Source organism: Nitrosomonas sp., from assembly GCA_016703745.1.
Taxonomy (GTDB): Bacteria; Pseudomonadota; Gammaproteobacteria; order Burkholderiales; family Nitrosomonadaceae; genus Nitrosomonas.
In genome coordinates this window covers 1,570,481-1,586,419 of record JADJBK010000006.1, presented here as the reverse complement: position 1 = coordinate 1,586,419, position 15,939 = coordinate 1,570,481, and the positions used below count along the sequence as shown (strand labels likewise).

Annotated in this window: 17 protein-coding genes; 14 read left to right on the top strand and 3 right to left on the bottom strand. The window is 50.3% G+C overall.

Annotation, left to right across the window (positions count from 1 at the left end; translation table 11 throughout):
• The first annotated feature begins 26 nt into the window (after positions 1–26).
• The 11 genes from IPG31_08600 to IPG31_08550 all read left to right on the top strand — a co-directional run bounded on the left by IPG31_08600 (position 27) and on the right by IPG31_08550 (position 9,014).
• Positions 27–725, top strand: a complete 699-nt coding sequence (locus IPG31_08600) for a (d)CMP kinase (protein MBK6618404.1) — start codon at positions 27–29, stop codon at positions 723–725.
• Positions 726–853: 128 nt separating this feature from the next.
• Entirely contained in the window at positions 854–2,602 is a 1,749-nt protein-coding gene (rpsA, locus tag IPG31_08595; protein MBK6618403.1) for a 30S ribosomal protein S1, read from the top strand.
• Positions 2,603–2,611: 9 nt separating this feature from the next.
• Positions 2,612–2,911 (top strand): integration host factor subunit beta, encoded by a 300-nt coding sequence (locus IPG31_08590; protein MBK6618402.1) that lies wholly within the window; start codon positions 2,612–2,614, stop codon positions 2,909–2,911.
• 273 nt (positions 2,912–3,184) lie between these two features.
• Positions 3,185–3,397, top strand: a complete 213-nt coding sequence (locus IPG31_08585; GenBank protein MBK6618401.1) for a LapA family protein — start codon at positions 3,185–3,187, stop codon at positions 3,395–3,397.
• 2 nt (positions 3,398–3,399) lie between these two features.
• On the top strand, positions 3,400–4,095 hold the full coding sequence (gene pyrF, locus IPG31_08580) for an orotidine-5'-phosphate decarboxylase (GenBank protein ID MBK6618400.1): 696 nt from the start codon (positions 3,400–3,402) through the stop codon (positions 4,093–4,095).
• 133 nt (positions 4,096–4,228) lie between these two features.
• Positions 4,229–4,525, top strand: coding sequence for an IS66 family insertion sequence element accessory protein TnpB (locus IPG31_08575; GenBank protein MBK6618399.1), 297 nt, complete (start codon positions 4,229–4,231; stop codon positions 4,523–4,525).
• Positions 4,513–4,863, top strand: coding sequence for an IS66 family insertion sequence element accessory protein TnpB (tnpB, locus tag IPG31_08570; protein MBK6618398.1), 351 nt, complete (start codon positions 4,513–4,515; stop codon positions 4,861–4,863). The genes IPG31_08575 and tnpB (IPG31_08570) overlap by 13 nt, the downstream gene beginning before the upstream one ends.
• A gap of 63 nt (positions 4,864–4,926) precedes the next feature.
• Positions 4,927–6,528, top strand: a complete 1,602-nt coding sequence (locus IPG31_08565; GenBank protein ID MBK6618397.1) for an IS66 family transposase — start codon at positions 4,927–4,929, stop codon at positions 6,526–6,528.
• Between the two features lie 186 nt (positions 6,529–6,714).
• Positions 6,715–7,011, top strand: a complete 297-nt coding sequence (locus tag IPG31_08560; GenBank protein MBK6618396.1) for an IS66 family insertion sequence element accessory protein TnpB — start codon at positions 6,715–6,717, stop codon at positions 7,009–7,011.
• A complete protein-coding gene (tnpB, locus tag IPG31_08555) occupies positions 6,999–7,349 on the top strand; it encodes an IS66 family insertion sequence element accessory protein TnpB (GenBank protein ID MBK6618395.1) in 351 nt (116 codons plus the stop codon). Before IPG31_08560 ends, tnpB (IPG31_08555) begins: the two co-directional genes overlap by 13 nt.
• A gap of 63 nt (positions 7,350–7,412) precedes the next feature.
• Entirely contained in the window at positions 7,413–9,014 is a 1,602-nt protein-coding gene (locus IPG31_08550) for an IS66 family transposase (protein ID MBK6618394.1), read from the top strand.
• A gap of 17 nt (positions 9,015–9,031) precedes the next feature.
• Here IPG31_08550 and IPG31_08545 read toward each other — a convergent pair whose 3' ends face one another.
• Both IPG31_08545 and IPG31_08540 read right to left on the bottom strand, forming a co-directional pair.
• Complete coding sequence (locus IPG31_08545) at positions 9,032–9,313, bottom strand: IS66 family insertion sequence element accessory protein TnpB (protein ID MBK6618393.1); 282 nt, start codon at positions 9,311–9,313, stop codon at positions 9,032–9,034.
• Positions 9,314–9,457: 144 nt separating this feature from the next.
• Positions 9,458–10,849 carry a cysteine--tRNA ligase gene (locus IPG31_08540; GenBank protein MBK6618392.1) on the bottom strand — a complete coding sequence of 464 codons (1,392 nt, stop codon included), beginning with the start codon at positions 10,847–10,849 and terminating at the stop codon, positions 9,458–9,460.
• Positions 10,850–11,018: 169 nt separating this feature from the next.
• Here IPG31_08540 and IPG31_08535 point away from each other — a divergent pair, with 169 nt between their 5' ends.
• From IPG31_08535 to ald, 3 genes are all read left to right on the top strand, one after another.
• Positions 11,019–11,657 (top strand): peptidyl-prolyl cis-trans isomerase, encoded by a 639-nt coding sequence (locus IPG31_08535; protein ID MBK6618391.1) that lies wholly within the window; start codon positions 11,019–11,021, stop codon positions 11,655–11,657.
• A gap of 22 nt (positions 11,658–11,679) precedes the next feature.
• On the top strand, positions 11,680–12,171 hold the full coding sequence (locus IPG31_08530) for a peptidyl-prolyl cis-trans isomerase (protein ID MBK6618390.1): 492 nt from the start codon (positions 11,680–11,682) through the stop codon (positions 12,169–12,171).
• A 127-nt stretch (positions 12,172–12,298) separates the two neighbouring features.
• Entirely contained in the window at positions 12,299–13,414 is a 1,116-nt protein-coding gene (ald, locus tag IPG31_08525) for an alanine dehydrogenase (GenBank protein ID MBK6618389.1), read from the top strand.
• A gap of 76 nt (positions 13,415–13,490) precedes the next feature.
• On the opposite strand, the gene IPG31_08520 is transcribed toward ald, so the two are convergent.
• Complete coding sequence (locus IPG31_08520) at positions 13,491–15,836, bottom strand: hypothetical protein (protein ID MBK6618388.1); 2,346 nt, start codon at positions 15,834–15,836, stop codon at positions 13,491–13,493.
• Between the last annotated feature and the right edge of the window lie 103 nt (positions 15,837–15,939).

Here is a 15,939-nt window from a genome sequence, read left to right as displayed (position 1 = left end):
AATCATTAAGTTGAGTCAATCTGAATATGAATAACTTAGCTGTTCCTGTTATCGCCGTCGATGGTCCTTCAGCTTCTGGCAAGGGAACTGTTGCTCGACTGGTGGCCCAAAAACTCGGATTTCACTATCTGGATAGTGGTGCACTATACAGGCTGGTAGCGCTGCGGGCTTTGCAAGACAGCATAAGTGCCAGCGATGAGGTGCAATTGGCAGAAATTGCGAGGCAGATTAATTTTTCTTTCGAGGCTTCCCTTGTCTGGCTGGATGGACGAGATGTTGACGATGCGATACGTGCCGAATCCTGTGGTGAATTTGCTTCCAGAATTGCCCATTTTCCAGCTTTGCGAGCCGCATTGCTGCAACGGCAGCGAGATTTCTGTAAATTACCGGGACTGGTTACGGATGGCCGCGACATGGGATCAGTAGTTTTTCCTGATGCAACGCTTAAAATCTATTTAACAGCAAGCGTTGAGGAGCGTGCAAACAGGCGTCATAAGCAGTTGAAGGAAAAAGGTATTAATGCTAACATGCCCAACTTGCTGCAAATGTTACGGGAGCGCGATCAGCGCGATAGTGATCGGGTATCGTCACCATTGAAGCAACAGGCAGATGCGCAACTACTCGATACATCCAATTTGTCAATAGATGAAGCAGTTGGGCAGGTGTTGGACAGCTATGCTGTAGCAAAATCACATGCCAGAGCGCATGAAAATCCAGTAACTTAGTGTTTATATATTTTATTTTACAAGCACAGAGCGCTGCACTTGGTGGCAGCTCGCTGTTTTTTTTAACTAACCTATCCTGATTAAGTTTTTTTTGGGATATTCATTTTACGATCGGGTATTTTTTAATAATGACTACTGCTACTACCAGCGTGACAAGTTCTATGGAAAGTTTTGCGCAACTCTTTGAAGAAAGCCTCTCGCAAAAAGAAATGCGGGTCGGGGAAATAATAACTGCTGAAATTATTCGCATTGATTTTAATTTTGTGGTTGTTAATGCTGGTTTGAAATCAGAGAGCTATATTCCAATTGAGGAATTCAAGAATGACAGAGGCGAAATTGAAGCGAAGGTAGGGGAGTTTGTCAGTGTTGCCATTGAAGCACTGGAAAATGGTTATGGAGAAACCCGGTTATCACGAGATAAAGCCAAGCGCTTGAGTGCCTGGTTTGATCTGGAAACGGCCATGGAAGAGGGCAGGATTGTAACCGGCATGGTCAACGGCAAGGTTAAGGGTGGCTTGACTGCAACTGTTAACGGTATTCGTGCATTTTTGCCAGGGTCTTTGGTGGACGTCCGGCCTGTCAAGGATATGACACCTTATGAAAATAAGGAAATGGAATTCAAGGTTATTAAGCTTGATCGTAAGCGTAATAACGTAGTGGTTTCACGGCGAGCTGTTCTCGAGGCAACTTTGGGTGCGGATCGTGATGCGTTACTGTCAAACCTGGAAGAAGGGGCAACAGTACAGGGGATTGTTAAAAATATCACGGATTATGGTGCGTTTGTTGATCTGGGTGGTATTGATGGATTGCTGCACATAACCGATCTTGCATGGCGACGTGTTAAGCATCCTAGTGAGGTGATCAGTGTTGGGGACGAGGTCACCGCTAAAATACTAAAATTTGATAAAGAGAAAAATCGTGTTTCTCTGGGAATGAAACAGTTAACGGAAGATCCCTGGGTCGGTCTATCACGTCGTTATCCACATGGTACCCGTCTGTTTGGCAAAGTGACCAATATGACGGATTACGGTGTATTTGTTGAAATAGAGCAGGGAATAGAAGGATTGGTGCATGTTTCGGAAATGGATTGGACGAACAAGAATATTTATCCATCCAAGATCGTTCAGCTTGGTGATGAGGTTGAGGTAATGATTCTTGAAATTGATGAAGATCGTCGACGGATTTCTCTGGGTATGAAGCAATGCAAACCTAATCCATGGGATGAATTTGCGCTGACTCACGAGAAGGGAGACAAAGTGAGCGGACAGATTAGATCGATTACGGATTTTGGCTTGTTTATTGGCTTGCCTGGTAATATTGATGGTCTGGTGCATTTGTCTGATCTCTCCTGGATACAGCCTGGCGAAAAAGCGATTCTGGAATTCAAAAAGGGAGACGAAGTCGAAGCGGTTGTATTGTCCATTGATGTTGAGAAAGAGCGAATTTCGCTGGGTGTTAAGCAACTGGAAGGCGATCCTTTTACCGTTTATGTGGCATCAAATGATAAAAACAGTCTTGTTAAGGGTGTCGTTAAATCCGTAGATGCGAAGGGCGCAGTTGTTGCGCTGACTGAAGATGTAGAAGGTTATCTGCGCGCATCCGAATTGTCGCACGATAAAGTTGAAGATATTCGCCTGCAACTAAAGGAAGGTGATGAGATTGAAGCTAAAATCATTAATATTGATCGTAAGACCCGTAATATCAGTTTGTCAGTTAAATCGAAATTAAAAGAAGAAGAAGATAAAGCGGTGAAAGTAGTTGCTTCATCGCCTGCTCCGGCCAATGCAGGAACGACCAACCTTGGTGCATTGCTGAGGGCCAAGATTGAGAGCAAGGCTTCCGGAGCGGATGACGGTAAAAGTTCTGAAGAACAATAAGGATGCACCATGACAAAATCTCAACTGGTATTCAGGTTGGCTGAACGCTTTCCGCAGCTTTTGGCTAAAGATGCCGAATTAATCGTTAAAATTATGCTCGATGCGATGGCTAACAGTCTGTCTAAGGGGGAGCGTATCGAGATTCGAGGATTTGGCAGCTTTGATCTTAACTTCCGACCAGCACGCATTGGTCGGAACCCTAAGTCTGGAGAGAAAGTTCAGGTACCCGCAAAATATGTTCCACACTTCAAAGCTGGAAAAAAAATGCGTGAACTCATTGATGCGATTCCCAGCGAAAGTAAAAAGTAGGAATCAGGGAGTGGGTTGGGTCAAATAATTTAATTGTCGATTGGTAATATTCTTTGAGAGCAACCGGGTGTTGCAATAAACCTCAAGTTTTTGGTGTAATAAGCAGCATCCGGCCGCAAGGTATCGTAAAGAAACATGATGGGGTAAACGAACGGGTTTCTTGTCTTTATACATAATAAAATCATTTCCTTATGGTTTTATCTTGAGAAGAATACTACTTAAGTAGACCCCAAAATTAATGGGATGATCTGGCTGATATGGATTTCATAAAAAATGACACGCATGCTGACTACATTACTACGCTTGGCCATTTTCTTCCTGTTGCTCAGTTTTGCGGTAAAAAATTCGGAGATGACAGCGATACATTATTATTTCGGTATCGAGTGGGAATTACCCATGATTGTCATTTTATTTATCTGTTTTTTTGCTGGTAGCTTCTGCGGCTATTTTTCTTGTTTGGTACAACAATTACAGAACCGGAAATAAGTGTGGGCGATCCTCGTATTATTGTGGCGCTTGATTTCCCTGGTCAGGTAGAAGCATTGGAATTTGCGAGACGATTGGATCGCAGCCTTTGTCGCATAAAAGTGGGGAAGGAACTGTTTACTCGTGCCGGCCCACAATTGATTGAGGAATTGATGCGACTGGACTTTGAGATATTTCTCGACTTAAAATTTCACGATATTCCCAATACAGCAGCCTCGGCGTGTGCAGCAGCAGCGGCGCTTGGTGTGTGGATGATTAACGTTCATGCACTGGGTGGCAAGAAGATGTTGTTATCCTGTCGCGAAGCCTTGCATAAAAAAAATATCAAACTGATCGCAGTTACGCTACTAACCAGTTTGCAGCGTGAAGATCTTGATGAGATTGGTTTATTTGGTACTCCGGTACAGATAGTCCATCGACTCGCTCTGTTAGCGCAGCAGTGCGAGCTTGACGGGGTAGTTTGCTCAGCGTTGGAAGCTGCGCAGTTGCGGTCGTCAGGCCTAACAGGAGGGTTTTTACTGGTTACTCCAGGGATTCGACTTGCCGACGGTGACCGGAATGATCAGGTTAGAGTCGCGACACCACATCAAGCAATACGAAATGGCGCTGATTACCTTGTAATCGGGCGTCCAATTACGCAGGCAGCCGAGCCGCTGAAAATCCTGGAAAAAATTAACCGGGAAATATATTCCACATAGTCCAAACTTATTCGTCAGGCGCTGTACGAATAAGTTTAAGCCCCATTATTTTGTAACCGTCCAACGCTCCCATCTACGCAATCACAATTTTCTGGATTATTCTCCTCTGCATTACCTTACAGGAGGATAAACCATGGCATTACAGGATGATAAGCAAAAGCATATCAGCAACTGGCAAACGAGCGGTTTGTCGCAGGCAGCCTATTGCCGGGCGCTCGGGTTGAATGCGAAGACGTTTGGGAATTGGTTGCGCGCTCACCGGCGTGGGCGCGATGATATCAAGCTGCCAGCCTTGATTCCGGTTACGATCAAGCCGACAGCGGCGTCAGTGGAAGTATTGCAGCTTCGCTGTCGCGGTACGCATGTGCTGGAATTACCACTGAGCGTTTCCCCGCGATGGCTGGGAGAATTGCTGTCATGTCTGGGTTGATTGCGCACGCGGGTAAGATCTGGCTGGCGGTCGATCCGGTGGATATGCGTCGCGGCATGGATGGCTTATCGATGATTGTGCAGCAGGTATTGGGTCACCCGCCCTGCGCGGGTTCGGCGTTCATATTCTGCAATCGCGCGGGCAATCGCATCAAGGTCTTGCTGTGGGATGGCACGGGGGTGTGGTTATGTCAGCGCCGCCTGCATCAGGGGCGGTTTGTCTGGCCGAGGCAGGATGCGGCGTGTGTCGAGTTAGCGCTATCGCAGTGGGAATGGTTGATTGCCGGCGTAGACTGGCGGCGTTTATCGGCGCGGCCACAATGGCATTTTCAGGTGTAGAAAATATGTAATAGTTGTTTATTAACAGGCGGTTGATTGCGATTTCGTGGTATAATTCATCTCATGAATTCACTGGCGCAACTGGATCAACTCAACCTCGATACGGCCACCAAACAACAGGTGGTCAATCTGGTTCAGGCATTTCAGCTTGATCTGACCCAGCAAACACAGCAGACAGTTTATGCGCTGGAACTCAAGATTCAGGCGCTCACCCTGGAATTGGCGCATCTGCGCCGTATCCGATTTGGCAGGAAAAATGAAGCGTTGTCTGCCTTGTCACCCAGGCAGCTTTCTTTGTTTGAAGAATCGGCGCTGACCGATATCACGGCCATTGAGGCTGAAATCGAACAGATCAACAGCACACCAACCCCCAATGCCACCAAAGTGCCGCGTACCCGCGCCGGTCGTCAGCCGCTGCCAGATCACCTGCCGCGCATCGAACACCGGCATGAACCCGCATCCTGCCAATGTGACCGATGCGGTTGCGATCTGACTAATATCAGAGAAGACATCACCGAGCAGCTCGACGTGGAACCCGCCAGATTCTTCGTTCATCGCCACATTCGCCCACAGTACGCCTGCAAATCCTGTGAAACCATCACGGCAGAACCCGTGCCACCGGCAGTCATCGATGGCGGCATGGCCGCCCCGGGCCTGCTTGCCTGGGTGATGACAAACAAATACCTGAATCACCTGCCACTTTATCGCCTGGAGCAGATTGCTGCCCGTGACCAGGTCACGCTGCCCCGTTCCACCCTGGCCGAATGGGTAGGCCGTACCGGCGTAGCCCTGCAACCATTGGTCGATCGCCTAACCTGGCATCTACTGCAGGGCAACACGCTGCATGCCGATGAAACACCAGTTGCACAATTGGAACCCGGTCGCGGCAAAACCCGTAAAGCCTACCTGTGGGCCTACCGCAGCAATGATCTTGAACCCGGGCCGCGTATCATCGTCTTCGACTATCAAGCTGGCCGTAGCGGTCAGCATGCGCGGCACTTTCTGCAAAATTGGCAAGGACACCTGATGGTCGATGACTATGCTGGGTATAAAGCACTTTTTTCCACAGCCACATCGCCTTGCGTCGAATTGGCGTGCTGGGCGCATGCGCGACGCAAATTCTTTGACCTGTACCAGGCCAATGCCAGCACGATGGCATTGGCAGCGATACAGCGCATCAGCGTCTTATACGCAATCGAAGCAGAAGGCAAAGACCTGAGCATCGAAGATCGTCTGCAACTGCGGGCAGACAGAAGCCTGCCCGCACTGCATGCATTGCATGACTGGCTGATGCAAACCCGTAGCCAGACCGCAAATGGCGGCGGCTCCGCCAAAGCACTCGACTATACCCTCAGACGCTGGCCAGGTCTCATCCGCTACGCACAAACCGGCTCTCTTCCGATCGACAACAACCCGGTGGAGAACACCATCCGCCCGATCGCAATCGGCAAAAAGAATTGGCTATTCACCGGATCGGAACGTGCCGGTCAACGCGCCGCTGCCATTCAAACCTTGTTCGGTACCGCGCAACTCAACAAACTCGATCCCGCCGCATGGCTTGCAGACACCCTCGCCAGACTACCGACCTGGCCCAATAACCGCATCGATGAATTGCTGCCACTTACACCAGCGTTCATTCAATCACTTAAACAGCAGGAAAGATAGATGGGAGCGTTGGACGGTTACTGCCGCGACGCATATCCACCGGATCGACCGCCAGCCAGATTTTACCCGCGTGCGCAATCAACCCAGACATGACAGCAATTCTCCGTAACCGTCCAACGCTCCCATCTACGCAATCACAATTTTCTGGATTATTCTCCTCTGCATTACCTTACAGGAGGATAAGCCATGGCATTACAGGATGATAAGCAAAAGCATATCAGCAACTGGCAAACGAGCGGTTTGTCGCAGGCAGCCTATTGCCGGGCGCTCGGGTTGAATGCGAAGACGTTTGGGAATTGGTTGCGCGCTCACCGGCGTGGGCGCGATGATATCAAGCTGCCAGCCTTGATTCCGGTTACGATCAAGCCGACAGCGGCGTCAGTGGAAGTATTGCAGCTTCGCTGTCGCGGTACGCATGTGCTGGAATTACCACTGAGCGTTTCCCCGCGATGGCTGGGAGAATTGCTGTCATGTCTGGGTTGATTGCGCACGCGGGTAAGATCTGGCTGGCGGTCGATCCGGTGGATATGCGTCGCGGCATGGATGGCTTATCGATGATTGTGCAGCAGGTATTGGGTCACCCGCCCTGCGCGGGTTCGGCGTTCATATTCTGCAATCGCGCGGGCAATCGCATCAAGGTCTTGCTGTGGGATGGCACGGGGGTGTGGTTATGTCAGCGCCGCCTGCATCAGGGGCGGTTTGTCTGGCCGAGGCAGGATGCGGCGTGTGTCGAGTTAGCGCTATCGCAGTGGGAATGGTTGATTGCCGGCGTAGACTGGCGGCGTTTATCGGCGCGGCCACAATGGCATTTTCAGGTGTAGAAAATATGTAATAGTTGTTTATTAACAGGCGGTTGATTGCGATTTCGTGGTATAATTCATCTCATGAATTCACTGGCGCAACTGGATCAACTCAACCTCGATACGGCCACCAAACAACAGGTGGTCAATCTGGTTCAGGCATTTCAGCTTGATCTGACCCAGCAAACACAGCAGACAGTTTATGCGCTGGAACTCAAGATTCAGGCGCTCACCCTGGAATTGGCGCATCTGCGCCGTATCCGATTTGGCAGGAAAAATGAAGCGTTGTCTGCCTTGTCACCCAGGCAGCTTTCTTTGTTTGAAGAATCGGCGCTGACCGATATCACGGCCATTGAGGCTGAAATCGAACAGATCAACAGCACACCAACCCCCAATGCCACCAAAGTGCCGCGTACCCGCGCCGGTCGTCAGCCGCTGCCAGATCACCTGCCGCGCATCGAACACCGGCATGAACCCGCATCCTGCCAATGTGACCGATGCGGTTGCGATCTGACTAATATCAGAGAAGACATCACCGAGCAGCTTGACGTGGAACCCGCCAGATTCTTCGTTCATCGCCACATTCGCCCACAGTACGCCTGCAAATCCTGTGAAACCATCACGGCAGAACCCGTGCCACCGGCAGTCATCGATGGCGGCATGGCCGCCCCGGGCCTGCTTGCCTGGGTGATGACAAACAAATACCTGAATCACCTGCCACTTTATCGCCTGGAGCAGATTGCTGCCCGTGACCAGGTCACGCTGCCCCGTTCCACCCTGGCCGAATGGGTAGGCCGTACCGGCGTAGCCCTGCAACCATTGGTCGATCGCCTAACCTGGCATCTACTGCAGGGCAACACGCTGCATGCCGATGAAACACCAGTTGCACAATTGGAACCCGGTCGCGGCAAAACCCGTAAAGCCTACCTGTGGGCCTACCGCAGCAATGATCTTGAACCCGGGCCGCGTATCATCGTCTTCGACTATCAAGCTGGCCGTAGCGGTCAGCATGCGCGGCACTTTCTGCAAAATTGGCAAGGACACCTGATGGTCGATGACTATGCTGGGTATAAAGCACTTTTTTCCACAGCCACATCGCCTTGCGTCGAATTGGCGTGCTGGGCGCATGCGCGACGCAAATTCTTTGACCTGTACCAGGCCAATGCCAGCACGATGGCATTGGCAGCGATACAGCGCATCAGCGTCTTATACGCAATCGAAGCAGAAGGCAAAGACCTGAGCATCGAAGATCGTCTGCAACTGCGGGCAGACAGAAGCCTGCCCGCACTGCATGCATTGCATGACTGGCTGATGCAAACCCGTAGCCAGACCGCAAATGGCGGCGGCTCCGCCAAAGCACTCGACTATACCCTCAGACGCTGGCCAGGTCTCATCCGCTACGCACAAACCGGCTCTCTTCCGATCGACAACAACCCGGTGGAGAACACCATCCGCCCGATCGCAATCGGCAAAAAGAATTGGCTATTCACCGGATCGGAACGTGCCGGTCAACGCGCCGCTGCCATTCAAACCTTGTTCGGTACCGCGCAACTCAACAAACTCGATCCCGCCGCATGGCTTGCAGACACCCTCGCCAGACTACCGACCTGGCCCAATAACCGCATCGATGAATTGCTGCCACTTACACCAGCGTTCATTCAATCACTTAAACAGCAGGAAAGATAGATGGGAGCGTTGGACGGTTACAATTCTCCCAACCATCGCGGGGAAACGCTCAGTGGTAATTCCAGCACATGCGTACCGCGACAGCGAAGCTGCAATACTTCTACTGACGCTGCTGTCGGCTTGATCGCAACCGGAATCAAGGCTGGCAGCTTGATATCATCGCGCCCGCGCCGGTGAGCGCGCAACCAATTCCCAAACGTCTTCGCATTCAACCCCCGCGCCCGACAATAGGCTGCCTGCGACAAACCGCTCGCCTGCCAGTTGCTGATATGCTTTTGCTTATCATCCTGTAATGCCATGGCTTATCCTCCTGTAAGGTAATGCAGAGGAGAATAATCCAGAAAATTGTGATTGCGTAGATGGGAGCGTTGGACGGTTACATTATTTTCGGGATTTACTCTCTTGCAGTGTCATCCCTCATGCCTCACTGTAGTGATTTCTGGTTATGCTCGCTTCCAGGTCGTGCCTTGAGGGCCATCTTCGAGAATAATGCCATTTTCACTTAACTGCTGGCGCAAAGTGTCTGCTTTGGCGAAATCTTTATCCTGGCGCGCTTGTATGCGTTTTTGAATCAGGAGTTCGATTGCTGCTTGCGTCAGTTCATCGCTTTGTGAATGAGTATGTTGCTGAAAAAACTGCTGGGGAGGTTGCTGCAGCAGGCCGAGCACGCCGCCCAAAGTTTTTAGTAGCGCGGCATATTGAATGTCGCCAGTACGATTTGCTTCACTCGCCAGATCAAACAGTACGGCTATTGCTTCTGGCGTATTGAAATCATCGTTCATTGCAGCCATAAAGCGCTGCGCGTAGGGATCATGCTCCCAGTCAATCGCCACTGTTGCGCCATCGTGATTTTTGAGTGCGGTATAAAGCCGTTCCAACGCATTTTTGGCGTCGTCCAGATGAGTATCCGAATAATTGAGAGGGCTGCGATAATGCGCGCGCAGAATAAAAAAACGTACCACTTCAGGCTGATAGCGCGCCAATATCTCACGTACCGTAAAAAAATTACCGAGTGATTTAGACATTTTTTCATTGTCTACCCGCACAAAGCCATTGTGCATCCAGTAATTGACGTGCTGGTGGCCGTGCACTCCCTCGCTCTGGGCAATTTCGTTTTCATGATGAGGGAACTGCAAGTCCTGGCCGCCACCATGAATATCAAATTGCACACCGAGATAATGTTCACTCATCGCCGAGCATTCGATATGCCAGCCTGGGCGGCCTTTCCCCCACGGCGAATCCCAACTGGGCTCGTCTGGTTTGGCCGCCTTCCATAGAACGAAATCGAGTGGATCACGTTTGTACCCATCAATTTCTACCCGCTCACCTGCACGCAGATCTTCCAGCGATTTGCCCGATAGTTTGCCGTAATATGGAAAATTGTGTACGGCATAATACACATCGCCATTATCTGCGGTATATGCGAGGTTTTTTGCCAGCAGTGCGGTAATCATCGCAATCATATGGTCAATGCACTCGGTCGCGCGCGGTTCAAAATCAGGTGACGCGATACCCAGTGCAGTCGCATCTTCCTGCATCGCCTGAATGTAGCGATCAGTCAGGTTCCTGATGGACTCTCCGTTTGTCAGCGCGCGCTGAATGATCTTGTCGTCAATATCCGTGATATTGCGCACGTAAATTACTTTAAGGTCCAGTGTCTGTAACCAGCGCACCACGCTGTCGAATACTACCAGCACCCTTGCATGGCCGAGATGACAGTAATCATAGACTGTCATGCCACAGACATACAGTTTGACTTCTTCCGGTGTCATGGGCACAAATTCCTGCTTGACTCTGGCGAGCGTGTTATAAATTTTCAGTTTCGAGGCTGGCATGTAAATTGATGAATTTATCGGTATGATTGGACGGTTGGTAAAGTTTTTGGCGGTATCGGTATACGATTGTGCAAAATTGCGTAAAAAACACAAAAGTCTGCTAATCGCCTGCCAGCGCGTGCTTCAGATCGCTTTTAGCATTCAGAATAAACTTTTTGAGTATAACATAATGAATAATTTCTTCCCCAGATGGCGGATTGCTTTGCCCGCAACCATCAGTAAGACAGCTGATTTTCGTTGGATATTAGTGTCGCTGTTGATCTTTAGTAGCTATGCTTTTGCAGCCAATCCCAGAGTGGAAATTCAAACAAATCATGGATCCATTCAGCTGGAGCTCTACCCAGAGAAAGCACCTAAAACAGTTGAAAACTTTCTGGCCTATGTGAAGGATAATTTTTACAATGGTACTATTTTTCATCGAGTTATAGCGGGCTTCATGATACAGGGAGGTGGATTCGGTCAGGATTTCGTACAAAAACCGACGCGGCAACCCGTTGAAAATGAAGCTGTCAATGGCCTGAAAAACAACCTGGGCACCATCGCAATGGCACGTACCAGCGAACCGCATTCCGCAACGTCACAGTTTTTTATTAATGTTGCGGATAACGGTTTTCTTGATTACACCGCCCCCACGCAGCGTGGCTACGGGTATACCGTCTTTGGTAAAGTGATATCCGGAATGAGCGTGGTCAACAAAATTGCGCTGACCTCTACCGGTGCCCAGGGTCCTTTTGCCAGCGATGTGCCTCGCAGTATTGTCATCATTGAGAGAGTCAAATTGCTTTCCACAAATACCGACGCCGATTAAACCCGTATATATAGGATAAAGAATGATCAAATTGCACACAAATCATGGTGTTATCACCCTTGAGCTCGACAGTGAGAAGGCACCAGCCACGGTTGAGAATTTTCTACGTTATATTGAAAACGGCCATTATGAGAACACGGTGTTTCATCGTGTCATTGACGGTTTCATGATTCAGGGTGGAGGTTTTGCGCCGGGGATGAAAGAAAAAAACACCCTGGCGCCCATTCAGAATGAAGCTGCAAACGGTCTGCACAACGAAACCTATACCATTGCGATGGCGCGCACCAGTGACCCGCACTCGGCGACCGCACAATTTTTTATCAATGTAGCTAACAATCAATTTCTGAACCATACCGGTCCCACGGCGCAGGGTTATGGATATTGTGTATTCGGTAAGGTGATCGATGGCCAGGAAGTGGTTGATGCCATCAAAAAGATGAAGACCGGCAATAAAGCTGGTCACCAGGACGTCCCGCTGGAAGACGTTATTATTGAAAAGACGGAAGTTATTTGAGTGTTATGACACTCGTCATGGTCGATGATAGCAGGCAGGCCATGATTCACCTGCTACTTATATCAGCATTGTTGCGCCACGAAATGATCGCCCGATCCGGGCAACAGTAATTACAGCGGAGTCAGGAATGCGTATTGGCGTGCCAAAGGAAATCAAAAATCATGAGTATCGGGTTGGTCTGGTTCCTGCCGCTGTCGCGGAGCTGAGCAGACGCGGGCACGAGGTATTGATCGAGCATGATGCTGGTGTCGGCATCAACCTGCATGACCAGGATTACCAGCGGGCGGGTGCCTGTATTGTAGATAGCGCTGAAGCGGTCTATACCGGCGCGGATATGATTGTTAAAGTCAAAGAACCACAGCCAGGCGAGCGCAAGATGTTGCGGCGTGAGCAGATCCTGTTTGCCTATCTGCATCTTGCGCCTGATTCGGAACAAACCCGCGATCTGATTGCATCCGGCGCCAGCTGCATCGCTTATGAAACCGTGACTGATTTACAGGGTAGATTGCCGTTGCTCGCACCCATGTCTGAAGTGGCAGGTCGCCTGTCGATCCAGATTGGCGCGCATTGCCTGGAAAAGTCTGCAGGTGGCAGCGGCATCCTGCTCAGTGGCGTACCCGGCGTTGCACCCGGGAAGGTGGTGATTATCGGTGGGGGTGTCGTCGGCCATAACGCAGCGCGAATCGCGACGGGACTGGGAGCGCGTGTCATCGTACTGGATCAGAATCTGGAAGCGCTCAGGCATCTGGACGAATTATTTGGCAGCCAGATCGAAACTGTATACTCCAGTCCTGACAATATTCAGCAACAGCTCACCCTTGCCGATCTGGTCATCGGCAGTGTGCTGATTCCGGGCGCAGCGGCGCCAAAGCTGGTGACACGCGAATACTTGCGACTGATGCAGTCCGGATCGGTCGTGGTCGATGTTGCCATTGATCAGGGGGGGTGTTTTGAAACATCACACCCTACAACGCATGATCATCCAACCTTCATCGAAGAAAACATCGTGCACTACTGCGTACCCAACATACCTGGCGCAGCAGCAAGAACTTCAACCTTTGCCCTCAATCAGGCAACCTTACCATTTACATTGCGACTGGCGGATCATGGTCTCGAAGCACTGCGCAAAGACGGGTATCTCCGTTGCGGACTGAATGTGCATAAGGGAATGGTGACTTATGAGAAAGTAGCACTGGCGCACGGTTATGATTACATTCCGCCGATACAGGCGCTGCAGCGCTAATGCCCACAAATTCAACAGAAAAGAAAGTGCGATGCCTGCGTAAAGCAAGGCACTTTCCTTGGTTATTTGTCGATGTTTATGGATTGACCGGTTTGGGTGCTGGTACGGCCTGAGAGGGTGGAATCATGGCTGCTTCGGGCGGCTCTTCCTTCACAATGGGCTGGGGATCAACATCCGTTTGTGGGTTTTCTGTTGCCGGCTCGGGTTCGGATTTTTTAATCTCTGCATTGATTCCATTTTTCTCGGGGTTGATGCGCTGCCATATTGCCTGTAATTGTTCCTGATGCAGGTAGCCCTTATCCCAGGCATGGAAGACACCCGTCAGCAGGGCCAGCATGATCAAATAAAACTTCCATGGCTGTTTCTTTTCTGCAAAGGGATCTGCAAGCGAGCGCTTTGCGCCTGGTGGCAGCGCGGCCATTTGTGTCAGGGAAGCGCCAAAAGGAATATTGATAATGGCGCGTGTGTTGATTGCCCAGCCATTACCATCCAGCAGGGGTGCGAGGTTGCGTTTGCGCAGCTTGAGATAGGCGAGCAAGACTGATGGGCCGGATATCAGCAAAATAATACCCAGAAAAGCAAGCGGTATTTCCCACCATGCCAGACTGAGCAGTCCGGAAACAATCGAGGCAATCGCTGTGCCGATTGCGCCAACCGCAAGACCGATGGCAGCAAAAATCCCGGCAAATTTACCAATATCGAAAGGGGCGTTGGGTGCGTTACCCACTCCGGTTTTTTGGGTAACATCCGCAATACCGGCGCCGGCTTGATCCTGAACGGCTTTTTCACGTGCGCTGGCCATTTTCTCAATTTGTTCGCCAATCATTTTGCCAATGCGTTTGTAGGGATACCAGAACGCCTGACGGACGCTGATGGGATGTTCTATTATTTTGACGACGGTGGCATCCCAGTCTTGACCCTTGCAATCATAAAAAACGCCATTACGGCCGACCATCACGTTGTCGGCATCCCCATCAGTGAAGGCTGCGGCAATAAACATTTTTTCATCCCCTTCGCGTCGCCTGCACTCACAGTAGGCGAGGTATATGCCACTCAGATTGGCCATGTTGCTGTGCTGGTCAATATTGGCAATACGCAGACAGAAATGGCAACTGCGTCCATCAATATAAAGTGCGCCTGCCTGAAAAATGGCCAGCGCGCCGGGGGTATAAAATTCACGCAGGGATACAAAATTATTTAACAATCTGAACAAATTCTGATGGTACCGGATCAGCCGGTCAACAGAATCAATGGTATCTGCGGTATCGGCAAAAGCCGCATCTTTGGCGATGAGCGCATTTATTTTTTCCTGATAGCCGCCATCGAGAATCTGACGTATACGTGCAATCCCCAGAGATTCAACCGCTGTGGCTGGCTTGACGCCCAGCCAGGCCTGATAGGCTGAAAAATTATCTTTTATTTTCTTCCAGTTCTCTACGGTTAACGCATCGGTATGGCCCAACAGCGGAGCGACCACAGCCTCCTGAAAAACAGCCATGGCATCTACCCAGGCGGGATTGATGCCGGACTGGAGCGACAACGGTTTGCCAGCTTCAATTTTGGCGATGGGCAGCACCGCCAGTGGCTCTGATACAGCAGAAAGGTTAGTACTGGCCAATGCCATGTATTCGGTCAGAAGTGGATTCAATGGTTCACTGGCACGTTGATCAAATTCGGCCAGGCGGCAGCGCGTGAAATAGTCATCTATTTTGACCATAACTGTATTGAACGCAGTGTGAGCAGCTTCAGTTTTTTCTCCAAGCAGAAATACCCGTTTTGTATCCTGATCCGCTTCAGCCCACCACTTGCTATAGATTTGCGCATCCGAGAAGAACAGATCAACTTTTTCCTGGGAAATGCCAGGTAAGCCGCAGCGGTCTTCTTCCGAGCCGACGCAGGTTATGATGTCTTCAATCACCACCTGTGTATCCGCTTCAGATGCCGCACTCGCGGGAACAATGCCATCACCGTTGAATGTTGTGCTGGCAAAGATTGCATTGAGATCGGCGGTATCTTCTGTCGTAATCGCTGTTTCCTGCGTTTTACCAAGATTCGTCAGAATCTGTTTGGCTGAATTGTGCAGCAACCTGCCTTCGGAAGTGCTGTCATCAATGGCATCGAGTGGCAGCGCATTTGCACCGCGCATGATATCTTCCGGATGCTTGAGCAGAGAGGTTGCCCAGTTGATTGCCGCAAGCACTTCCGGAACACGGATGTGGCCATCACCATCCGTATCGATCAGGGCAAGCGTTCTGTCGTCAAATTCGAGATTGCTGGCAGGACAGCTCAGCGCCGCCCAGAGCTTGGGATCGAGTGTTTCCAGCGAGGTTAAATCTGATGCGGTTTCGAGCCGAACCTGATCGAATCCACCGGAACGAAAAAAACGCCATTTGTGTTGTGTGTTGTTGTTTTTGTCAAACATGAGATATCCTTTTATATCAATGAAGAAGTCAGGTAGGAGACTGTATTTTTGAGTTCGTGCTTTTGAATGCTGAAACGGCTGACAGCTTAAGTGGAAGGGTGCA